23 protein-coding genes and 2 pseudogenes are annotated in these 21,154 nt (G+C 71.7%); 16 read left to right on the plus strand and 9 right to left on the minus strand.

Features of this window, described 5'->3' with window-relative positions:
- Positions 1–79 precede the first annotated feature (79 nt).
- Entirely contained in the window at positions 80–1,165 is a 1,086-nt protein-coding gene (locus FCN22_RS09325; protein ID WP_238384631.1) for a cation diffusion facilitator family transporter, read from the minus strand.
- Positions 1,166–1,221: 56 nt separating this feature from the next.
- Between FCN22_RS09325 and FCN22_RS09330 the strand changes: the two genes are divergently transcribed.
- Positions 1,222–1,590, plus strand: a complete 369-nt coding sequence (locus tag FCN22_RS09330) for an ArsR/SmtB family transcription factor (RefSeq protein WP_137121278.1) — start codon at positions 1,222–1,224, stop codon at positions 1,588–1,590.
- Positions 1,587–2,681: a flavin-containing monooxygenase gene (locus FCN22_RS09335; protein ID WP_137121279.1), complete on the plus strand. Its 1,095-nt coding sequence runs from the start codon at positions 1,587–1,589 to the stop codon at positions 2,679–2,681. Before FCN22_RS09330 ends, FCN22_RS09335 begins: the two co-directional genes overlap by 4 nt.
- Before the next feature lie 21 nt (positions 2,682–2,702).
- Here FCN22_RS09335 and FCN22_RS09340 read toward each other — a convergent pair whose 3' ends face one another.
- The 4 genes from FCN22_RS09340 to FCN22_RS09355 all read right to left on the minus strand — a co-directional run bounded on the left by FCN22_RS09340 (position 2,703) and on the right by FCN22_RS09355 (position 4,693).
- Entirely contained in the window at positions 2,703–3,365 is a 663-nt protein-coding gene (locus tag FCN22_RS09340; RefSeq protein WP_202911495.1) for a class I SAM-dependent methyltransferase, read from the minus strand.
- A 60-nt stretch (positions 3,366–3,425) separates the two neighbouring features.
- Complete coding sequence (locus FCN22_RS09345) at positions 3,426–3,674, minus strand: SHOCT domain-containing protein (RefSeq protein ID WP_137121281.1); 249 nt, start codon at positions 3,672–3,674, stop codon at positions 3,426–3,428.
- 268 nt (positions 3,675–3,942) lie between these two features.
- On the minus strand, positions 3,943–4,143 hold the full coding sequence (locus tag FCN22_RS09350; RefSeq protein ID WP_137121282.1) for a hypothetical protein: 201 nt from the start codon (positions 4,141–4,143) through the stop codon (positions 3,943–3,945).
- A 256-nt stretch (positions 4,144–4,399) separates the two neighbouring features.
- Positions 4,400–4,693 (minus strand): TFIIB-type zinc ribbon-containing protein, encoded by a 294-nt coding sequence (locus FCN22_RS09355; protein ID WP_137121283.1) that lies wholly within the window; start codon positions 4,691–4,693, stop codon positions 4,400–4,402.
- 84 nt (positions 4,694–4,777) lie between these two features.
- Here FCN22_RS09355 and FCN22_RS09360 point away from each other — a divergent pair, with 84 nt between their 5' ends.
- The 6 genes from FCN22_RS09360 to FCN22_RS09385 are packed head-to-tail and all read left to right on the plus strand — an operon-like array spanning position 4,778 to position 9,073.
- Positions 4,778–5,179, plus strand: coding sequence for an ArsR/SmtB family transcription factor (locus FCN22_RS09360; RefSeq protein ID WP_137121284.1), 402 nt, complete (start codon positions 4,778–4,780; stop codon positions 5,177–5,179).
- Positions 5,179–6,087, plus strand: coding sequence for a cation diffusion facilitator family transporter (locus tag FCN22_RS09365; RefSeq protein ID WP_137121285.1), 909 nt, complete (start codon positions 5,179–5,181; stop codon positions 6,085–6,087). Before FCN22_RS09360 ends, FCN22_RS09365 begins: the two co-directional genes overlap by 1 nt.
- Positions 6,088–6,129: 42 nt before the next feature.
- Entirely contained in the window at positions 6,130–6,900 is a 771-nt protein-coding gene (locus tag FCN22_RS09370) for a ZIP family metal transporter (RefSeq protein WP_137121286.1), read from the plus strand.
- A 58-nt stretch (positions 6,901–6,958) separates the two neighbouring features.
- Positions 6,959–7,585, plus strand: coding sequence for a thioredoxin-like domain-containing protein (locus tag FCN22_RS09375; protein ID WP_137121287.1), 627 nt, complete (start codon positions 6,959–6,961; stop codon positions 7,583–7,585).
- Positions 7,582–8,313, plus strand: coding sequence for a DUF305 domain-containing protein (locus FCN22_RS09380; protein ID WP_137121288.1), 732 nt, complete (start codon positions 7,582–7,584; stop codon positions 8,311–8,313). Before FCN22_RS09375 ends, FCN22_RS09380 begins: the two co-directional genes overlap by 4 nt.
- 40 nt (positions 8,314–8,353) lie before the next feature.
- On the plus strand, positions 8,354–9,073 hold the full coding sequence (locus tag FCN22_RS09385; RefSeq protein WP_137121289.1) for a copper resistance CopC family protein: 720 nt from the start codon (positions 8,354–8,356) through the stop codon (positions 9,071–9,073).
- A 49-nt stretch (positions 9,074–9,122) separates the two neighbouring features.
- Here FCN22_RS09385 and ccsB read toward each other — a convergent pair whose 3' ends face one another.
- The 4 genes from ccsB to FCN22_RS09405 form a co-directional block, all read right to left on the minus strand.
- Positions 9,123–10,103 carry a c-type cytochrome biogenesis protein CcsB gene (ccsB, locus tag FCN22_RS09390; RefSeq protein ID WP_137121290.1) on the minus strand — a complete coding sequence of 327 codons (981 nt, stop codon included), beginning with the start codon at positions 10,101–10,103 and terminating at the stop codon, positions 9,123–9,125.
- Between the two features lie 90 nt (positions 10,104–10,193).
- Positions 10,194–10,697, minus strand: coding sequence for a signal peptidase II (locus FCN22_RS09395; protein ID WP_137121291.1), 504 nt, complete (start codon positions 10,695–10,697; stop codon positions 10,194–10,196).
- Positions 10,694–12,649 carry a heavy metal translocating P-type ATPase gene (locus tag FCN22_RS09400; protein WP_137121292.1) on the minus strand — a complete coding sequence of 652 codons (1,956 nt, stop codon included), beginning with the start codon at positions 12,647–12,649 and terminating at the stop codon, positions 10,694–10,696. The genes FCN22_RS09395 and FCN22_RS09400 overlap by 4 nt, the downstream gene beginning before the upstream one ends.
- Entirely contained in the window at positions 12,646–13,047 is a 402-nt protein-coding gene (locus FCN22_RS09405; protein ID WP_137121293.1) for an ArsR/SmtB family transcription factor, read from the minus strand. Before FCN22_RS09405 ends, FCN22_RS09400 begins: the two co-directional genes overlap by 4 nt.
- Positions 13,048–13,249: 202 nt before the next feature.
- Between FCN22_RS09405 and FCN22_RS09410 the strand changes: the two genes are divergently transcribed.
- The 8 genes and pseudogenes from FCN22_RS09410 to FCN22_RS23025 all read left to right on the plus strand — a co-directional run.
- Positions 13,250–14,686: a cytochrome ubiquinol oxidase subunit I gene (locus FCN22_RS09410; protein ID WP_137121294.1), complete on the plus strand. Its 1,437-nt coding sequence runs from the start codon at positions 13,250–13,252 to the stop codon at positions 14,684–14,686.
- 33 nt (positions 14,687–14,719) lie between these two features.
- Positions 14,720–15,742: a cytochrome d ubiquinol oxidase subunit II gene (gene cydB, locus FCN22_RS09415; RefSeq protein ID WP_137121295.1), complete on the plus strand. Its 1,023-nt coding sequence runs from the start codon at positions 14,720–14,722 to the stop codon at positions 15,740–15,742.
- Positions 15,742–17,388 (plus strand): thiol reductant ABC exporter subunit CydD, encoded by a 1,647-nt coding sequence (cydD, locus tag FCN22_RS09420; RefSeq protein WP_137121296.1) that lies wholly within the window; start codon positions 15,742–15,744, stop codon positions 17,386–17,388. The genes cydB and cydD overlap by 1 nt, the downstream gene beginning before the upstream one ends.
- Positions 17,385–19,046, plus strand: coding sequence for a thiol reductant ABC exporter subunit CydC (gene cydC, locus FCN22_RS09425; RefSeq protein ID WP_137121297.1), 1,662 nt, complete (start codon positions 17,385–17,387; stop codon positions 19,044–19,046). Before cydD ends, cydC begins: the two co-directional genes overlap by 4 nt.
- Before the next feature lies 1 nt (position 19,047).
- Positions 19,048–19,467, plus strand: coding sequence for a BlaI/MecI/CopY family transcriptional regulator (locus FCN22_RS09430; RefSeq protein ID WP_137121298.1), 420 nt, complete (start codon positions 19,048–19,050; stop codon positions 19,465–19,467).
- Positions 19,468–19,501: 34 nt separating this feature from the next.
- Positions 19,502–20,383, plus strand: a complete 882-nt coding sequence (locus FCN22_RS09435) for a M56 family metallopeptidase (protein WP_137121299.1) — start codon at positions 19,502–19,504, stop codon at positions 20,381–20,383.
- 87 nt (positions 20,384–20,470) lie between these two features.
- Positions 20,471–20,569 (plus strand): annotated as a pseudogene (locus FCN22_RS23020) (DUF302 domain-containing protein); the annotation flags it as partial.
- Between the two features lie 25 nt (positions 20,570–20,594).
- Positions 20,595–20,783 (plus strand): annotated as a pseudogene (locus tag FCN22_RS23025) (DUF302 domain-containing protein); the annotation flags it as partial.
- Positions 20,784–21,154: the final 371 nt, after the last annotated feature.

Genomic DNA, 21,154 nt, shown 5'->3' on the forward strand with positions numbered 1-21,154 from the left:
CCGTCCGCGGGGGTGAGATGGCCGCGGCGTCGGCTACTGACGAATCCTGGGCAGCAAGGCCAGGCGCCCCGCGACACCCTCAACCGATCGGAGCGTCGTGGTGTGGGTGGCGGCCGATGTGGCCGGCGGGATCGACGTGGACGACCACCCCGGTCAGGCGGGGGACCGCCGCGCACAGTTGCTGCTCGGCCCTGACGCTGGCCGCGTGCGCCCGGGTCAGGGACAGGTCCGCCGACAGGGCGAGGTCGACGTCGGCGTGCAGCTCGTGCCCGACCCAGCGCATCCGCAGTCGCCCGACCGCGAGCACGCCCGGCACCTGTTCCAGGGCACGGCGCGCGTCCTCCAGCAGGTTCGGGTCGACGGCGTCCATCAGCCGGTAGTAGACCTGTCGGGCGGCGTCCTTGAGCACCATGGCGATCGCGGCCGTGATCAACAAGCCGACAGCAGGATCGGCCCAGGACCAGCCCAGCGCGACCCCGCCGGCTCCGACCACCACGGCCAGGGAGGTGAACCCGTCGGTGCGGGCGTGCAGCCCGTCGGCGACCAGCGCGGCCGAGCCGATCCGGCGACCGACCCGGATGCGGTAGCGGGCCACCCACTCGTTGCCGACGAACCCGATGACGCCGGCGAGGGCGACGGCCCACACCAGCCCGACCGGCCGCGGGTCGGCCAGCCGCCGAATCGCCTCGTAGGCGGTCAGCACTGCCGACGCCGCGATGATGACCACGATCAGCAGTCCGGCCAAGTCCTCGGCCCGGCCGTACCCGTAGGTGTACCGGCTGTTGGCCACCCGGCGCCCCAGGGTGAACGCCACGGCGAGGGGCAGCGCGGTCAGCGCGTCGGCCGCGTTGTGCAAGGTGTCTCCCAAGAGCGCGACGCTGTGGCTGGCCAGGACGACCACCGCCTGCAACACCGCTGTGACACCCAGCACCGCGAGCGAGATCCACAGCGCGCGCATCCCCTGCTGGGAGGCCTCCAAGGCCGAGTCGATCCGATCGGTGGACTCGTGGCTGTGTCCCCCGAACAGCTCCCGTATGCCGTGCAGCGCGCCTCGCCAGCCGCCTGGGTGGTCGTGGCCGTGCCGGTGGGCGTGCGCATGGGCCGACTGGTCCCCGTTGCCGCGCCGCGGGTGGGCGGCAGCGTTGCGGTCGGGTGGCTCGCTCACACCCGCCAGCATACCTGCATAGTCACGCAAGCACGCAGCCACGTAGCATGAGCCGTATGCACGACCAGTTGCCGGACCTGACCGTGCCCGATGACGCGCAGGCGCAGGTGGCCGCGGAGAGCTTCCGCATGCTGGCCGACCCCACCCGGATCAAGATCCTGTGGGCGCTGATGCAAGGTGAGTCCTCGGTCACCTGCCTGGCAGATCTGGTGGGTGCCGCGCCGGCTGCGGTCAGCCAGCACCTGGCCAAGCTGCGGCTCGCACACCTGGTCCGCACCCGCCGGGAAGGCACCTTCGTCTACTACTCCGCCGCCGACTCCCACGTCCAGCCACTGCTGGCCGAGGCGCTCTCGCACGCCGAGCACGCCGGCGGCCAGGTGGAGGGCGCCAGTCACCGGCACCGGCTACCGCGCGACGTACGATGAGCGCACCCGAAAGCCCGCAGGTCCACACCCTCATCGTCGGGGGCGGGCAAGCGGGACTGGCCACGGCCAGGGCGTTGCAGCGGCGTGGCCGCGTGACCCTGGTCCTGGACGCAGGACCGGGGCCCGGCTCGGCTTGGCGCAACCGGTGGGACTCGCTGCAGTTGTTCACCCCGGCACGCTTCAGTGCGCTGCCGGATGCCCCGTTTCCCGCCGACCCGGATCACCTGCCGACCAAGGACGAGGTCGCGGAATACCTTGCCGGCTACGTCGACCGCTTCGCCCTGGCCGTCCAGTGGGGCACCCGGGTCACCGGCGTCGACAGGGCAGAAGACGGTCCGGAGTTCCGGGTGGACACCACGCACGGGATGGTGCGGGCGCGGCAGGTGGTGCTGGCCGCCGGTGCCCAGCAGGTCCCGTGGGTCCCGGCGCTGGACTCCCTGCTGGCGGACGACCTGCCACGGCTGCACACCGCCACCTACCGCAACCCCGATCAGGTACCCGGCCCGAGGGTCCTGGTGGTTGGTGGCGGCAACAGCGGCCTGCAGATCGCCCGGGAACTTGCCGAAGCCGGCCGCCGGGTGACCCTCAGCCTCGGGGCGCGGCTCCCGGTCGCTCCCACCACACTCGCCGGCCGCAGCATCTTCACCTACCTGGACCGGCTCGGCCTGCTGCGCCTGCGCCCCGACAGCACCCTGGGACGCCGAGCGCAACGCACCGGCGACCTGGTCATCGGCCCCTCCCCCGCGGCCCTGCGGCGACGTCTGGGGATCCGACTGGTCGGGAGGGCGCTTGCCGTGACCGGCGACGCCGTAGCGTGCGCCGACGGCGAACACGTGGGCCCGGACGCCGTCGTGTGGGCCACCGGCTTCCGCCCTGACCACCGCTGGATCAACCTGCCGGTCCTGCACGAGAGCGGCGCCATCCGGCAGCACCGCGGCCTCACCGGCGTACCGGGCCTGGTCACGATCGGCCTGCCCTGGCAGGCCACCAGCACCTCCGGGATCTTCTACGGGCTCGGCGCCGACGCCGATCGCCTCGCCCACCACCTGGCCTCGCTGCGGCCCGAAGAACCGGCGATGACCGGTCGCTGATACGCGCACAGACCCGGGTCGTCACCGCGGCAGGGTCTGGGTGACCCGCCACAACCGGCGCGGCAGCTCGCCCTCCTCAAAGGAGTGGACCTCGTCCAGAACCCAGCCGTCCGCCAAGTCGTCGACCAGCACCCGGTCGAAGAAGTGCACCGCGAAACCGCCATGTTCATAGATGTGGTCACCGTGGCCCGCGCCCGCCCCGTAGTGCGCGTCACCCACGTGGCGGACGGTGTAGACAAACACCCCAGCGGGGCGAAGGACCCGTCCGACCTCGGCCACCAAGGCGTGAATCTCGCTGGTGGACAAGGCCATGCACAGCAACATGTGCGCGAAGACGGCATCGACGCAGCTGTCCGGTAGAGGCAGCGGGTCGCGGACGTCGTGCAGCCTCGTGGTGATCTGCCCGGCCAGGCCCTGCTCGCGGGCCCGGTCCTGGAGCTGTCCCAAACCCGCGGCGCTGAAGTCAGTGGCCTGGACCGTGAATCCCTCGCGAGCCAAGTACAGCGCGTCACGGCCGTGCCCAGCGCCCATCTCCAGTACCACCCCGGCCCCCGCCGCGCGAAAGAAGCTCGCGGCGTGACGTGCCGGTGCGGAGGGCTCCTGGCCGTACATGCCAGGGTGCGCTTCGTAGGTGGACTGCCACTGCGCACGCTGAGCCCGGCCCAACTGCTCACCCGCCGTCACGGACTCAGACTCCCTCAACATCGCACCTGGCGGCGCGGTCCGCCGCGCACGCACGAGTGGCTATCGGCTCAGTACCGCGAGCCGCCGTTCGAACTCGCCCTCATCGATCTCCCCCGCCGCGTAGCGCCCCTTCAGGATCTGGACCGGATCGGTCCGCGACTCGCCGGGCCCGGATCCGGCGTGCGGTTCCCGGCGGATCAACCACACACTCCCGATCGCCAGGACGGCTAGAACCGCCACGACGGCCGCCGTCCACAGCAAGGCCCAGAGCCCCATGGAACCCATGTGCGCCATCATGCCGCCGCCCATGTCCTGTCACCTCCAACTCCATACGTCCTTTCAGACTACGCCCCGACTCGAGCGCCTCATGGCGTTCATCAGGTCCGGTTTCCCGGTGGGTGGGCAGGCCCGGGCGGGCTGCCGGTCATCCCTACGCCGCGACAGGCGGGCGGCATGATGGGGTCCGCGGTGTGGGCCGCTGGCTGGTGGGGTCAAGCAGAAGGGTCGACCACGCCACCGGGGTGGGGGTCATGACCTGCACGACTCGCGCCAGCCAGGTATCCGGCCGGGGCCGGTCTCATGCGACCGTCCTCGGCGCGTGTTCCAGGGCTCGGACGTGGCCGTCGCGCAGCGCGTAGAACACCAGCTCCACCTGTCTGCGGGCGGCGGCCACCGAGCCGATGTTGCGTCCGCGGCGGTCGGCGACCCGTTCGCGCAGGATCCCGACGTGGCTGTGCACCGAGATCCGCTTGACCGACTCGATCGCGGCCCAGCGCACCAGCCGCGAGCCCTGCTTGGTGACGGGCGAGTTGACCTCAACGCATGGCAGACGACGTGCCTGATCTTAGGTCGAAGGTCTCGCCCAATCAGCGTGGTGGGCCTGGGGCGCAGGGGCTGCCCTGTATGTCGTCGCACCAATGAGGCTGCTCTCCTTTAACGCGAGCGACCCGAGCGAACCCAGCCGGCGGAGTACGGATCGCTGTCGTCACCGCCGGCCCGCGCGTCCGCCGTCTGGCGACGCGCGATCAGGCGAGTCAGTCGAAGAGCTCGCCGAGGAAGCCCTTGCGTCGCTTCTGGTGGCCGCCGTAGCCCGACCCGTGGTGGCCGGAACCGTGGTGGCCGCCGCCGTATCCATAGCCCGCCGGTGGTGGTGGGCCGGCGGGTGGGGCGGCCTGGTTGTAGGCGGCTTCGGCGTCCATCAACTGCTCGAGTTCGCCGCGGTCGAGGAAGATGCCGCGGCAGTCGGTGCACTGCTCGATGGTGACGCGGTTGCGCTCGTAGGTGCGCATCGCGGCTCGGCATTTGGGGCAGGTCAGGTCGTTGGCCATCGGTCATTCCTTCCTGGCCGGTCGCGCCGGCGATCGGTGAACTACTGTACGTATGACAACTCGCTCAACTGTTCAGGAGTTCCTATGTCGGAGGGTCAGCGGGTGATCGGCCTGGATGCGTGCACCGCCACCCAGGTGGATGACGCCCGGGTCGCCGCGACTCGCCCCTTGGTGGTGACGGCCGGGGAGTCGGTCCAGATCGCGGATGTCTTCGCGCTGCTGTCTGACCCCAGTCGGGTCCGGATCTTGTTCGCGCTGCTGGAGGCGGGCGAGATGTGCGTGTGCGACCTGGCCGAGATGGTGCAGATGTCGTCCTCGGCGCTGTCGCATGCGTTGCGGTTGTTGCGGACTGCTGGGGTGGTGACCCATCGTCGCGATGGGCGGATGATGCGCTATCGGCTGGCCGACAGTCACGTCCGGCTGTTGCTGGACGTGGCCCGGGAGCACCTGGACCACGCCCCGGTGCCGACGGGACGACGCGGCTGATGGGTCACGACCACGTGCACTCGCATGCTTCGGCGGCTACGGCCGGGGGGCGGCACCGCACTCCGCTGCTGATCGCGTTCGGGCTGACCGCTTCATACATGCTGGTGGAGCTGGGGGCCGGGATCTGGACCGGATCGCTGGCGCTGCTGTCGGACGCCGCGCACATGGGCACCGACGTCCTCGGGCTGGGCATGGCGCTGGCCGCGATCACGTTGGCGCAGCGGGCTGGGTCCGCCCAGCGGACCTATGGCACCTACCGGTTGGAGGTCCTGGCCGCGCTGGCCAACGGCCTGCTGCTGTTCGGTGTTGCCGGGTATGTGCTGTATGAGGCGTGGCACCGCTTCTCGGACCCGCCTGCGGTGCCGGGGCTGCCGCTGCTGGTGGTGGCCTGCGTCGGTCTGGTGATCAACCTGATCAGCTTCCGGCTGCTGGCCGCGGGGGCCAAGGAGAGCCTCAACCTCAAAGGCGCCTGCTTGGAGGTGTTCGCCGACATGCTCGGCTCGGTCGGGGTGATCGTCGCCGCGGTCATCATCTACACCACCGGGTGGCGCTACGCCGACCCGCTGATCGGTGCCGGCATCGGCCTGTTCATCCTGCCGCGCACGTTCCGGCTGACCGCGCAGGCGGTCCGCATCCTGATGGAGGTCGCGCCGACCGGGTTGGACGTCGAGGCGGTCCGGGCCGCGATCCTGGCGCTGCCTGGGGTGGACGAGGTGCATGACCTGCACATCTGGACGGTGACCTCGGGCCTGGAGAGCGCCAGCGGGCACGTGGTGCTGGCCCAGGGTGCTGACCTGCACGAGGTGCTCGACCGGGTCACCGCACTGCTGGCCAAGGAGTATGACGTCGCCCATGCCACGATCCAGTGCGAGCCGGCCGACCACCAAGACCATGCCAGCCCGTTCTGACGGTGGCTCGCACCGCGGCGCGGCCAGCGGGCCGGGCGCGAAGTGAGCCTGGTCGGGCAGGCCGCGGTCCTGGTGGCCTTTCCGGTCGGCGCCTCCGCGGTGGGGTCCGTGACGGCGGTGCTGCGACCGCCGGGACCCCGGCTGGTCAGCGGCATCCAGCACTTTGCTGCCGGCGTGGTGATGGCCGCGCTGGTCGGAGAGGTGCTGCCCGGGCTACGCCGGGAAGGCAACCTGGCCTGGGCCGTGATCGGCTTCGCCGGCGGGGCGGCGCTGGTGCTGTCCCTGGCAGCCTACGGTCGTCGCCGCGATGCCGCCTCCGAGGCCGGCCGAGCCGCGGCCGAGACCACGCGGGCCGGGGCGAGCCGGCCGGCGGTCGTGTTGCCGTTGGGCCTGCTGGTGGCTGTGGGCATCGACCTGCTGCTGGATGGCCTGTTGGTCGGGCTCGGCGTGACCCTGGGCTCGACCCAGGCGCTGATCCTGACGGTCGCGCTGACCATCGAGGTCCTGTTCCTGGGGCTGTCGGTGGCCACCGAGCTGACCGGGGCCGGGCTGTCCCGGCCACTGGCCGCGGCGACGTGTACCGGGCTGGGCCTGGTCACCGCCGTCGGGGCGATCGGGGGCGCGGCGGTGCTGGGCGGGGCCAGCGCAGCGGTGCTGGCGGCTGCCTTGGCGTTCGGAGCTGCCGCGTTGCTCTACCTGGCCGTGGAGGAGCTGCTCGTCGAGGCCCACGAGCAGGCGGAGACCGCGCTGCTGGGGGCCTCGTTCTTCGCTGGCTTCCTGGCCATCTACGTGCTGGCCGAACTGGGCGGGTAGTTCGCACGTTGCCCCTTCAGTGACCCTTCCCGCACATCCCGCATCCGAGTTGGAGACCATGAGCCGATCGAAGCGTTCCCGCAACAACGAGTCCACCCGCACCGAGCGGCTGGCCCAGGTGCGCCGCGCCCAGGCCCGGCAGGAGCGGCGCCGCAAGATCGCGATCTGGGCCGGCACCGCCACGGTCCTGCTGCTGATCGCCGCCGTGGTCACGGTCAGCATCGCCCGGGAGCAGGCCAACCAGCCCACCCTGGCCGCGGTGCAGACCTACCAAGAACAGCAGGGCCACGTCACCACCCCGGTGGACTACGCCCAGACCCCGCCCGCCGGCGGGGAGCACGCACCGGTCTGGCTCAACTGCGGGATCTACGACCAGCCCGTACCCAACGAGAACGCGGTACACGCCCTGGAGCACGGCGCGGTCTGGATCACCTACCGGCCCGACCTGCCCCAGACCCAGATCCAGACACTGCGCAAGACCATCCCGGACACCTACGCGATCCTGTCCCCCTACCCCGGACTCGACTCCCCCGTGATCGCCTCCGCCTGGGGCAAACAACTCAAACTGACCGGACCCGACGACCCACGCCTGCCCGCGTTCATCCGCGCCTACCGACAGGGACCGCAGACCCCCGAGCCCGGCGCCGCGTGCACCGGCGGCACCAACGGCACCACCGCCCCATGAGCGGCCGCACCCCGGCCGAGCAGAACCAGCCCGCCAAGCGCAGTCTCGGGTCCCGGCTGGAGGCCGCCTTGATCGCCGCCGTGGTGGCAGTGCTGGCGCTGGGCACCGCCGGCCTGTTCGGGTACGGCCTGGCCGACAAGGAGTCCCCTCCTTCGGACGCCGGCGCGGAGGCCGGGTTCGCCCGGGACATGCAGACCCACCACAACCAGGCCGTCCAGATGGCCCTGATCATCCGCCCCAAGACCGGCGACCCGACCCTGAAGGCGGTGGCCTACGACATCATCACCAGCCAGCAGCAGCAGTCCGGCCAGATGTTCGCCTGGCTGAACCTGTGGGGGCTGCCGCAGACCTCGCCACGCCCGGCGATGGCCTGGATGACCGATGGCACCGGGGGGCACGACATGGGCGCCATGCCCGGCGGCACCGGCCAGACCTCGGACGGGTCCGAGGCGTCCCCCCAGTCGCCCGAGGCGACGCAGCGCATGCCCGGGATGGCCAGTCCCGCGGACCTGGCCCGGCTGAAGAGTGCCACGGGCAAGGATGCGGAGATCTTGTTCCTGCGCCTGATGATCGCCCATCACCGCGCCGGCATCGCCATGGCCCAGGCCATCCAACCGCTGACCGACCGGCCGCAGGTGCTGGACCTGGCCAGGGCCATGGCCGGCGCCCAGCAGGCCGAGATCGAGCAGATGCAACAACTGCTGCGGCAGCGCGGCGTCGCGCCGTAACCCCCACCAAGAGTGCGGCCCTCGACCCCAGGAGATCCACGTGTCACTGCCCTCCCCGCTGTCTCCGATCTCGCCGGTCACTGCCTGCGCGAGGGGCTGGTCCCGAGCCGGGCTGAGCGTGTTGGTCGGCGTCGTCGCGGCGCTGAGCCTGGCGCTGGCCGGGCCGGCCGGGCCCGCCGCGGCGCACAGCGAGCTGGTCGGCTCGACCCCGGCCACCGGTGCACAACTGAACAATCCACCCACGCAGGTCACCTTCACGTTCAACCGGGACGTGTCAACGCGGTTCGCCAGCACCGCCTTGAGCGTCGATGACGCCGCCAGTGGCCAGCTGGCCACCCGGGTCGAGGGCCGGGACCTGGTCGCCGACGTCCCGGCGGACCTTCCTGGTCTGAGCAGCTCCAGCACCTGGCAGGTCGCCTATCGGGTCGTCTCTGCGGACGGGCACCCGATCAGCGGCACGGTCTCCTTCACCGTGGCCGGTCCGACCGGGGAGCCCGGCCCGGCACCGACCGCCACAGCGCGCCAGGGCGCCACGCCCCCGGTGACGCCGACCACCAGCACGGCGACCACGGTCCCGCCTGCGTCGGCGGCCGGTCCCGGCAACGCCCAGCCCGCCTCGAAGACGTCGGTCGCGACGCTGCTGTGGCTGTCCCTCGGTGCGTTCGTCCTGGTCGTGGGGGTCGGCGCGGCGGTGTGGAGGTCGCAAGACAGGAGCACCCCGGGGCCGGAGACCAGCGGCAGGCAGCCCCCGCAGGCCTGACCGCCGTCCCGTGGTCTCCCACCGACCCGCGACGCGCTGGCCGCTACGGCTACATGCCGGAGTAGGAGTGCATGCCGACGAAGTAGATGTTGACCACCAGGTAGTTGATCAGGATGCAGCCGTAGCCAGCCAGCGCCAGGTAGTTCACCGATCGGGTGGACCAGCCGGCGGTGGCCCGGGCGTGCAGGTAGGCGGCGTAGACGATCCAGATCACGAACGTCCACACCTCCTTGGGGTCCCACTGCCAATAGGCGCCCCAGGCCTGCTCGGCCCAGATGGCGCCGGCGATCAGCGTGAACGTCCACAGCGGGAACGCCACGATGTGCAGGCCGTAGGCGGTCCGGTCCAGCGCGGCGGCGCTGGGCAGCCCCTCCATGAACGTGGCCGTGGCGGGCGGGTGCGTTTCCCGGTGCGACTTGACCAGCTGGACGATGGTCACGCTGAACGCGACGGTGAACAGGGCCACCGCGACGATCGCGAAGATGACGTGGATCACCAGCCAGAAGCTCTTCAGCGACGGCAGCAGCTGGGCGGCCTCGGTGTAGAACACGGCCACGGCCAGTCCGAGGGTCAACAGCACTGGGCCGATGATGAACAGACCCAGCCACCTCAGGTCCCGGCGCAGACTCCACACCAAGAACGCGGCCAGCACCGCGGCGCACCCGGTGGTGGCGAACTCGTACATGTTCCCCCACGGCACCCGCATGACCGACAGCCCGCGCAGCACCACCCCCAACAAGACCAGGGCGCCCGCCAGCCAGGACAGTGCCATCCCGACACCGGCGGCCGGCCTGGCCGCCACTGGAGGATCCGGCCGGTCAAGCGGCGGGTCCGGACGGTCAAAGGATGCTGGAGCTGGTGGCCTACTGGCGCCGGCAGCGGGCACCGGCTCGGCCGCCAGCGGCGCCGCCGCCGCGCGAGGCGCGCTACGGGCCAGGTCGATCGCGAATGCCAACATCGCCAGCGTCAACACCGCCATCGCCGAGTAGATGCTGAGGGTGGAGTAGCTGGCCAGGGCCACGTTGGTCATCGGGGCACCTGTTCGGTCGACGGGTCAAGACGGGACGAAGGCAACGGGGCCTGGATTCGGGGTCGCGCGGCAGGGCCGGGAGGAATGGGCTCATGGACGGCTCTGCGGCTTCGGGGCCGCCGGCGGCGGAGCGGGCGAGCCACCGAGGGTTCCCCGCCGTAGCCCGCTCAGGACGAAGACGATCGCGCCGAGGGTGATCAGCACGTCAGGCAGGTTGAACGTCGGGAACCAGCCGGTGTGCAGGTAGTCGGTGACCATCCCGTCGGGCACCCGGTCGACCAGGTTCGCGATCGCCCCCGCCAAGATCGCCGACAACCCCCACCGGCCGACCCGCGGCTGCGCCCACCCGGAGCGCCAGATCCATCCCAGCACCAACACCGTGATGGCTCCGGTGGCGGCGCTGACCAGCCAGGCGGGCAGCGCGTCGCCCAGCCCGAACGACACGCCCGGGTTGAACAGCAGTCGCAGTCCCACGGGTCCGGCATCCACGGGCGTAACCAACATGGCCTGCGCCACAACCCCGGCCAGCCAGGCCGCGGCAGCCATCGCCAGCGCGGCGCCGATCGTGGTCGCGCGGGCAGCCGCCTGGCTCATGGGCGTGCCCCAGCCACGACGCGCCCGGCCAGCGGTGAGGGGTGCAGCGACGGTAACGGCTCGACCCGCCCGGCGCGGACCCCGTTGCCGATGACCAGCACCTCGGCCAGCTCGTGGATGGCCACCACGACGGCCAGCCCCAGCACCCCGAACGCGGCCAACGGGATCAACACGGCGATCAACCCCAGTGACAGGCCGATGTTCTGCAGCATGATCGACCTGGACCGGCGGGCGTGGCCCAACGCCTGCGGCAGGTGGCGCAGGTCTTGGCCCATCAGCGCCACGTCAGCGGTCTCGATCGCGACGTCGGTGCCCATGGCCCCCATCGCGATACCGACATCGGCGGTGGCCAGGGCCGGGGCGTCGTTCACGCCGTCGCCGACCATCGCGGTCGATCGGTCCTGCCGCATTCGCGAGACCAGCGCCGCCTTGTCCGCCGGGCGCAGGTCCGCGTGGACCTGCTCGATGCCGGCGGCCTGGGCCAGCGCACGGGCAGTGCAGCCATTGTCACCGGTGAGCATGGCCACCGTGTAGCCGTCGGACTTCAACCGGGCCACCACCTCGGGGGCCTCGGCGCGCAACTCATCGCGGACCGCGATCGCGCCGATGACCTGACCGGACACCTCGACCAGGACCGCGGTCGCCCCGGCAGCCTGCATCGTGGCGACCCGGTCGCTCAGCTCGCCCGCCGGCAACCACCCGGGTCGTCCCAGGCGTACCGGGCGGCCCGCGACCCGGCCGACCAGCCCGGCGCCGGAGACGGCCTCCACCTCGCTCGCGGCCACCGGCTGCGGGACCGCCGCCAGGATGGCCCGCGACAAGGGGTGCTCGCTGCGGGCCTCCAGCGCCGCAGCAGCCCGCAGCACCTCCGCACGGTCGTGCCCACGGACTGCGGCGACCTCGACCACGACTGGGACGTTGCGGGTCAAGGTCCCGGTCTTGTCCAACGCCACCGCCCGGACACGGCCCAGGGCCTCCAACGCGGCGCCGCCCTTGATCAGCACACCGATCCGGCTGGCCGCGCCGATGGCCGCCACCACGGTGACCGGCACCGCGATCGCCAGCGCACAAGGAGAAGCGGCCACCAGGACCACCAGCGCGCGCTCGACCCACGTCCGCGGGTCACCGAACAGGCTGCCGGTCACCCCGATCAAAACCGCCAGCACCATGATGCCCGGCACCAACGGCCGCGCCACCCGGTCCGCCAGACGCTGGCCGGCCCCCTTGCGTGCCTGTTCCTGCTCGACGATGCGCACGATCCGGGCCAGCGAGTTGTCCTCGGTCGTGCTGGCGACCTCCACCTCCAGCACGCCGGACCCGTTGATCGCGCCCGCATAGACCGCGTCCCCACTGGAGACCTCGACCGGCACCGACTCACCGGTCAGGGCCGCGTTGTCCACCGCCGACCGGCCCGCCCGAACCACGCCATCGGTCGCGACCCGTTCCCCCGGCCGAACCAGCATCCAGTCCCCGGCCGCCAAGTCCGCGGCCGGTAGCGCCACCGGCACGCCACCGCGCAGCACCACGGCCTCGGCCGGCACCAAGGACAACAAGGCCCGCAACCCGCGCCGGGTCCGGGCCACCGAGTACTCCTCCAGCCCCTCACTGACCGAGAACAACAGCGCCAACATCGCCGCCTCGGCAACCTGACCCAAGATGGTCGCACCGACCGCGGCGATCGTCATCAACGTGCCGACCCCGATCCGGCCGCGCACCAACCGGGCCACGCTGGCCGGCACAAAGGTGGACGCCCCCACCAACAATGCCGCGGTGGTGCACCCCGTGCTCGCCACCCCCGGCGCGCCCGCTCTGTCGGCCACGAATCCCGCCACCAGCAACAGGCTGCCCACCGCGGCCGCCTGAATCTCCCGGACCCGCCACCACGTGATGGTCGCTTCCGCGTCGTCCTCGTCCGGTTCGGGGCCGTCACCGCATCCGCAGGCGTCGGTCATCGGGTGCCTCCGACCACCACCGCGCTAGCCTGCGCGATCGGTCTCGTTGGATCGCCGTAGTTCGGGCACAGCGACACCGCCTCTCCGGTGGCCGCCAGCAGCTGCTCGGCGGCCGCGAATAGTTCCAGCAGTTCCGGCCGGACCAAGCGGTAGAACACCTGCCTGCCCACCGGACGTCCCTCCACCAAACCGCATCCCCGAAGACACGCCACGTGCGCAGACACCGTCGACTGGGCCAAGCCCAGCTGGGCCACCAGATCGGTCACCCGCGCCTCGCCCTGGGCCAGTCGCCGCGCGATCGCCAACCGCGCCGGATCGCCCAGCGACCGGAACAAGGCCGCCGCCGAACCCAGCGCCGGACGGGAAGTGACACAGGAACCGGCCACATCAATCGACATGAGGCGATAATAGCTGTCCTTGCCGATGCGACTACGCCGGCCTCGAGGCAGCGCCGCTTTGCCCCAAGTGGTGGCCAACACCTGCGGCCGGCGGGCGAGGTGGGCTGCGCGCTCGGGGTCTGCCCGGCGCCGATCGCGGCCCTACGACATAGCGTAGTATTTACGACGTTCTGTAGTCGACATCTGCATCCGGAGGCGCGCAGTGGACGTCGTGGACCTGGCCCGTTGGCAGTTCGCCATCACCACCGTGTACCACTACTTCTTCGTGCCGGTGACGATCGGCCTGTCCGCGATCGTCGCCGGGTTCCAGACTGCCTGGCTTCGCAGCCGCAGCCCCGAGCTGCTGCGGCTGACCAAGTTCTTCGGCAAGCTGTTCACCATCAACTTCGCGCTGGGGCTGGTCACCGGCATCGTCCAGGAGTTCCAGTTCGGGATGAACTGGAGCGACTACTCGCGGTTCGTCGGCGACATCTTCGGCGCTCCGTTGGCGCTCGAGGCCCTGCTGGCGTTCTTCCTCGAGTCCACGTTCCTCGGGCTGTGGATCTTCGGCTGGGACCGGATCCCCCGCTGGCTGCACCTGGCCTCGATGTGGATCGTGCACGTCGGCACGCTGCTGTCGGCGTACTTCATCCTGGCCGCGAACTCGTGGATGCAGAACCCGGTCGGCTACCGCTACAGCCCGGTGACCGACCGGGCCGAGCTGACCGACTTCGGGGCAGTCCTGCTCAACCCCGTGCAGCTGGTGACCTTTCCGCACGTGGCCGGTGCGGCATACCTGGTCGGTGGTGCCTTCGTCATGGGCATCGGCCTGTGGCACCTTCGCCGGCGCGATGTCGGTGAGGACCGGCGGATGTATCGCCGCGCCACTCGGGCCGGTGCGTGGGTGACCCTGGTCGCCGCTCTGGTCGTGGCCGTCAGCGGCGACGTGCAGGGCAAGGTGATGACCGATGTGCAGCCGATGAAGATGGCCGCGGCCGAGGCGCTCTACGAGTCGGCCGAGGGCCATGCACCGTTCTCGCTGCTGACGATCGGGTCGCTGGACGGCCAGCACGAGAAGGTGGCGATCACCGTGCCGAGCCTGCTCAGTTTCCTGGCCACCGGGCACTTCGATGGCAAGGTCGAGGGCATCAACGAGCTCAAGGCGCAGTACCAGGAGCGGTACGGCACCTCCCCCGACGTGCGCCAGCACAGCGACAGCTACACCCCCAACATCCCCCTCGCCTACTGGACCTTCCGGCTGATGATCGGGGTCGGGATGGCAGCGGCTCTGGTCGCCGCGGCGGTGCTGTGGGCGACCCGGCGCGACCGGATCCCCCGGCACCGGTGGTGGCTCTGGGTGGCCGTCGTGACTCCGCTGCTGCCCATCCTCGGCAACTCGTTCGGCTGGATCTTCACCGAGACCGGCCGGCAGCCATGGCTCGTCTTCGGCGTGATGACGACGAGCAGCGGTGTCTCCCCGGGAGTCTCGGTGGCCGAGGTGATCACGTCGATGGCCGTCTTCACCCTCCTGTATGGCGTGCTGGCGGTCATCGAGGTGGGCCTCACCCTCAAGTACGTCAGACGCGGTGCGGACCCCTACGAGGAGCCGGTCGACCCCGCGCACCGCGACGACGACGCACCGCTCCTCTTCGCCTACTGACTCCCGAATCTCTTCTGCTGCAAGGAGGCCGACATGGATCTCACCACTCTCTGGTTCATCCTCATCGCGGTCCTGTGGACCGGCTACTTCGTCCTGGAGGGGTTCGACTTCGGCGTCGGCATGCTGCTGCCGGTCCTCGGCCGTGACGAGACCCGCCGCCGGATGATGCTGAACACGATCGGCCCGGTGTGGGACGGCAACGAGGTGTGGCTGATCACCGCGGCCGGTGCCACCTTCGCGGCCTTCCCGCACTGGTACGCCACCCTGTTCAGCGGGTTCTACCTGCCGATGTTGCTGATCCTGGTCGCCCTGATCGTCCGCGCGCTCGGCTTCGACTACCGCGGCAAGCGGGACGACCCGCTCTGGCGCGCGCGGTGGGACCGGGCGATCGTCTTCGGCTCCGTCGTGCCGGCGTTCGGGTGGGGGGCGATCCTCACCACGATGGTGCACGGGGTGGCGATCGACGCCACCGGAGAGCTGACCGGTTCGCCGCTGCTGGTGCTGGCGAACCCGTACGGCCTGCTCGGTGGGCTGACCACGGTGGCGCTGTTCCTCACGCACGGCGCGCTCTTCGTCGCGCTCAAGACCGACGGCGACGTGCGCCACGCGGCCCGGTCGATGTCGCTGCGGACCGGGGCCGTGGCACTCGCCCTGACCACGCTGTCGCTGGTCACGCTCGGCGCCGGGCGAGCCTCCGGCATCTCGTGGTCCACCAGCGCGCTCGCCGTCGTCGCGCTGGCGTCCGGGCTGCTCGCGGCCAGCCGCCGACGCGAGGGCTGGGCGTTCGCCGGCACGTTCGTGGCCATCGGGGCCGTGGTCGCGTCACTGTTCCTCACCCTGTGGCCCGAGGTGATGCCGTCGTCGCTCGTCCCGGCCTGGTCCCTGACGGCCGCGGAGGCCAGCAGCACGGCATACACGCTCACCATCATGACCTGGGTGGCCCTGGTGTTCACCCCCCTGGTGGTGCTCTACCAGGGCTACACCTACTGGGTCTTCCGCCGCCGGATCCAGGCACACCACATCCCGGCGCCGGTGCCGTTCCCCGTGGAGCGGTGATGCGCCCCTTCGACCCCCGCCTGCTGACCTGGCTGCCGACGGCACGGCCGGCCGTCGCCGCCCTGGCTCTCCTCGGCGGGTTGCAGGGGCTGACCGCGATCGGCCAGGCGTTCGCCGTCAGCGCCCTGGTGGTCGCCCTGGTCGACGGGACGTCGCTGACCGGGGCGGCGGTCGCGGTCGGCTCCCTCTTCGCCGCGCGCGGGCTGCTCGCCGGCGCAGGAGAAGTCACCGCCGCGCGGGCGGGCAGCCGCGTCTCAACCGCACTGCGGGAACGACTCGTGCAGGCCTGGATCCACCGATCCGCCGAGGACCGCCCCGAACCGGCGGCCGCCCTCACCCTGGCGAGCCAGGGCACCACGAGCATCGAGCCGTACGTTACGCGCTACCTGCCCGCGCTGGTCCAGGCCGCGGTGCTACCGGTGCTGGCGCTGGTCGCAATCACCGCCATCGACTGGGTCAGCGGTCTCATCGTCCTGGTCACCGTGCCGCTGCTGCCGGCCTTCGCGGCACTGATCGGGCACGCCACAGCGGGCGAGACCACGCGCCGCTGGCGGGCGATGGCGTCACTGTCCGGCCACTTCTTCGACGTTGTCCGCGGGCTGCCGACGCTGGTGTCCTTCGGCCGGGCGACGGTCCAGTCGGAGGCGATCGCCGAGGTCAGCCAGCGGCACCGCCGGGCTACGGTACGCACGCTGCGGATCGCGTTCCTCAGCTCGGGTGCGCTGGAGCTGCTGGCGACGATCTCGGTGGCCATGGTCGCGGTCGCCGCGGGTCTGCGGCTGGCGACCGGCAGCATGCCGCTGGGCGTGGCGCTCACCGTCATCCTGCTGGCGCCCGAGGCCTACTGGCCGATCCGGCGGGTCGGCGTCGAGTTCCACGCCGCGGCCGACGGCGCGGCAGCCCTCGACGACGTGGCCGCCCACCTCGACCGTGCTCCGTCCAGGCCGGTTTGCCCACTTCTGGCCGGTGCGGCGGGACCGAAAACCGGCCTGAACGGAGCAAACCGGGCCGTAGGGAGCACCACCACGGTGCGAGTCCGTGGACTGGCCTACCGATACCCCGGCGCGGACGACGAGGCGCTGCACGACCTCAATCTCAGCGTGGGCCCGGGGCTGACGGCCGTCACCGGTGCCTCCGGTGCCGGCAAGTCGACCCTGCTCGAGCTGCTCGCCGGCCTACGCACGCCGACCCACGGCAGCATCGAGGCACCGCCTGCCCACCTGGTGACCCAGCGCCCCTTCCTCCTCGCCGGGGCGTTGCGCGAGTCCCTGCTGCTCGGCGCCGCCGCCGACACCGGCGACGGCGCACTGTGGTCGGCGCTGCGCCAGGTCGGGCTGCACGGCCTGGTCGCGGGACTCCCGGGCGGCCTCGACACGCCCATGGGAGACGACGGGTTCGGCTTCTCGGCCGGCCAACGGGGCCGGCTCGCCCTCGCCCGCGCCAGCCTGTCCGACGTGCCGTTGCTGCTCCTCGACGAGCCCACCGCCCACCTCGACGACGGTGCCGCGACGCTCGTCCACGCGCTCATCGGGCGACTGTCCCGGGAGCGGACCGTCATCGTCGTCACCCACCGTCCCGAGCTGCTCCGGTATGCTGTCCGCCACGTCACGCTGCCTGCTCGCCGACCGGTCGGGGCAGCCCCGTGACACGTCGCCGACTCCCCCCGGGCCTGCTGGCCGCCGCCCTGCTCGGCGGGCTGGCCAGCCTGTCCAGCATCGCCCTGACCGCGACCTCCGGCTGGCTGATCGTGCAGGCCAGCTACCAACCAGTGATCCTCACCCTGCTCACCGCGATCGTCGGCGTCCGCGCGTTCGGCATCGCCCGGCCCGCCCTGCGCTATGCCGAGCGGCTCCGCTCACACGACGTCGCCCTGGCCGACCTGGCCCGGCGACGAGTCGGCCTCTATGACCGGCTCATCCCGCTCACCCCGGCGCGGCTCGGACGCCGCGGTCGCGCGGAGCTGCTCGGCGGGGTCGTCGACGACCTCGAGGACGACGTCTACGCCCAGGTCCGCGTCGTCGTGCCGGTACTGTCGGCGACCCTCGCCGCCGGCGTGGCTGCCGTCGGCGCAGCCGTACTGCTGCCCCGCGCAGGTCTCGTCCTGACCGCGCTGCTGCTCGCCGCTGCCGTGGCCGGGGCTGCGGCCTGGGCGCTGGAAGGTCGGCACCAACAGGAGTGGTTGGCGGCGCGGGCCGAGGCAACACGGGTCGCTGCCCTGGTCACCTCCCGGGCCCTCGAGCTGCAGGCGGTAGGTGGCGGTGACGTCGCGGCCAGGTGGCTGGACCGGGCCGACCGTCGACTCACCCGGGCCGCCACCCGCCAAGCCAGGGGTCGGGCGCTGGTGACCGCGGCTCTGCCGGCGGCAACCGCGCTGTCTACCGTAGCCACGGCTGCCATCGTCGCAGCGGCGCTGCGAGGCGGGCTCCTCCACCCGGCCACCGGGGCGCTGCTCGTGCTGACTCCCCTCGCCGTCGGCGACGCCCTCGGGATCCTGCCGGATGCGATGAGCGGGCTCGCCCGCGCCGGCGCCAGCCGCACCCGTCTGACCTCGCTGCTCGCCCAGACCCCAGCAGTCCGGGACGCGCTGACCGGCGACCCCGGGCACCCGGCACACCCCCCGCGACTGCGACTGGACGAGGTCACCGCCGCCTGGTCGACCGACCAGCTCGGCGGGCGGCACGACCTCGGACCGATCACCCTCGACCTCGCCCCCGGCGAGCACGTCGCGATCACCGGGCCGAACGGCTGCGGCAAGTCGACCCTACTGGCGGTGCTGGCCCGGCACCTGGACCCCACGGGCGGTCGCTATCGCGTCGACGACCAGGACGTGCGTGACCGGACCGTGGAGCAGACACGCTCGCTCGTGGCGTTCCTCGACGACGAACCACACGTGTTCGCCTCGACGCTGCGCGAGAACCTGAGGCTGGCCCGTCCGGGCGCCACGGACGCGCAGCTGCACCTCGCGCTGCGACAGGCCGGGCTGGCGCGGTGGTCCCAGGACCTGCCCGACGGGCTCGACACGAGGCTCGGCGAGGGCGGCCGCGGGGTCTCCGGCGGCGAGCGCACCCGCCTCGGGCTGGCCAGGGCCCTGCTATCGGAGCGACCGGTGCTGCTGCTCGACGAACCGGTCGCACAGCTCGACCACGCCACCGCCACCAGCGTCCTCGCCGACCTGCACCACGCCGCCCGTGGCCGCACCGTGCTCGTGGTCAGCCACCGGCCCGAGGGACTGGCCGACTTCGACCGGGTGCTCGACCTGGCCGGGGCCGACGAGCGCGCCCCCACCGCCCGGGTAGGTTCGTGACATGGCCGACTCGACCGCACCCCGGCTCGGGGACCTGGAACGGGCCGTCATGGAGCACCTCTGGTCGCGCCAGGAGGCGGGCGGCGGTCCCGTGACCGTGCGCGAGGTGCACGAGTCGTTGGGTGCCTCGCGCGGCCTGGCCTACACCACCGTGATGACCGTGCTGGATCGGCTGGCCAAGAAGGGCTTGGTCGTGCAGGAGCGGACCGGCCGGGCCTACCACTACCTGCCCGCGGCTAGTCGCGAGAGCCTCACCGCCCGGGTGCTGCGTGACGCCCTCGGGGGTCTCGAGCGTTCCGACCGGCAGGCGGCCATGCTGCACTTCCTCGACGACGCGACTGCCGACGAGATCGACGACCTGCGGGCCGCGCTCGCCGTCGTGGAGGCGCGCCGACCGGAGCGCAGGTCCGGTAGGGGATGATCGCGCAGAGCACCGCAGCACCCGGCGGTGCGCGGTGATCGTCGCCGGGCTGGTCCTGATCGCCGTCGTCCTGGCCGGGCCGGCGCCGCGGTGGCTGCCTCGAGCCACCGCCCTGCGACGGGTCCCTCGAGCCGGGCTGACCCTGTGGCAGTGCGTGTCGTTGTCGGCGGTCGTCGCCGGTCTCGCGGCGGGCCCGATGGCCGTCGCGGGCAGCGACCGGCTCGAGGACCACCACCCTTGGGCCCATGACCTGCTCACGGTGCTCGGCGTCGCGGTGTCGGTGGGCATGCTTGTCCGGATCCTGTTGTCCGGGCACCAGGTCGGTCGGTCGCTGCGCGCCGCCCGGCGAGGGCACCGCGACCTCGTGGACGTGCTGGGCCTCGCGACGACCGCATCATCGAACCTGCCCGCCTCGGTCCGGGTCCTCGAGCACCCGACCCCGACGGCATACTGCGTCCCTGGCCTGCGGCACCGGGTCGTGCTCTCCCAGGGGACGATCGACGCCCTGTCCAGCGACGAGCTCGAGGCCGTGCTGAGCCACGAGCGCGCCCACCTGCGGGCGCGGCACGACCTGATCCTCGAGTTCTTCACCGTCCTGCACACGGCGGTGCCGGAGATCCTCCGGAGCCGGGCCGGGCTGACCGAGGTGCACCTGCTGGTCGAGGTCCTCGCCGACCGGGCGGCCGCCCGGGCCGTCGGTGAGTCGGCCCTCGCCCGGGCCCTGGTCACCCTCGCGACTGGCGGCCACCCCCGGGCGGCCCTGGGATCCGGCGGTGGGACCACCCGGACCCGGCTCGAGCTGCTCGGACAGCGGCCGGCGGGCGCCCTGTGCTCAGCAGGGGTCTACCTGCTCGCGACCGCGGTGCTCGCCGCACCCGTGGTGCTCATCGCCTTCGGTCTGCTGGGCAGGGGTTAGGCTTGGGTTAGGCTCGTTCGCCATGACGACACCACCGGGGGCAGTCGTCACCGCGGTGAGCGCGGTCAAGGAACTGCTCAGCGAGCAGGGTTCGGCGTGCTCATGGAGATCGACGTGGCCGCGACCCTTCGGGACAAGCGCGGGGTGGAGATGGAGTCCTACGTCATCCTGGGCGCCTGCCGCCCCGACCTCGCCCACCAGGCGCTGCAGGTGGACCGCAGCATCGGGGGTGCTGTTGCCCTGCAACGTGGTCATCGGTGCCGACGGCGATGGTTCACGGGTGCAGATTCTCGACCCACAGACCATGTCCAGCGTTACCGGAATTGCCGACCTGCGACCGGTAACCGATGAGGCATCGGCACGGCTGCAGGTGGTGTTGGACGAGCTCGCACGAGGCTGAGGACTCGCTCTCGGGCGCACTGCCGGGTTGCGATGGCAAGGAAACGGCTCGATGGCGGAGACTTGGGACCGGTCGGCCAAGACGGGCCCGTCGTCGGATGCCGATCCCAGGTGGGACGGCAGAAGGAGAGCAAGTGTGTAAGTCGGGCGGCGGCAACACGCGCTGGCTCGTCCCTGATCGGCCGCTGCGGGCCCGCAGCCTGCAGGCCGGGTGCGCCGAGAAGTGCGGAACCGTCCGGTCGACGGTTATCGAGCGTCGCAGAATCCCTCGACAGTGATAACGCGCTCGATCGCACGCTTGTGGTGGAACCGAATCTGCGGTCGGCCCAGCCGGGAGTGTTCAGGGATCTCAATGTGTCAACCCGTGCACCA

The sequence above is a fragment of the Segeticoccus rhizosphaerae genome (assembly GCF_005222685.1).
GTDB lineage: Bacteria > Actinomycetota > Actinomycetes > Actinomycetales > Dermatophilaceae > Segeticoccus > Segeticoccus rhizosphaerae.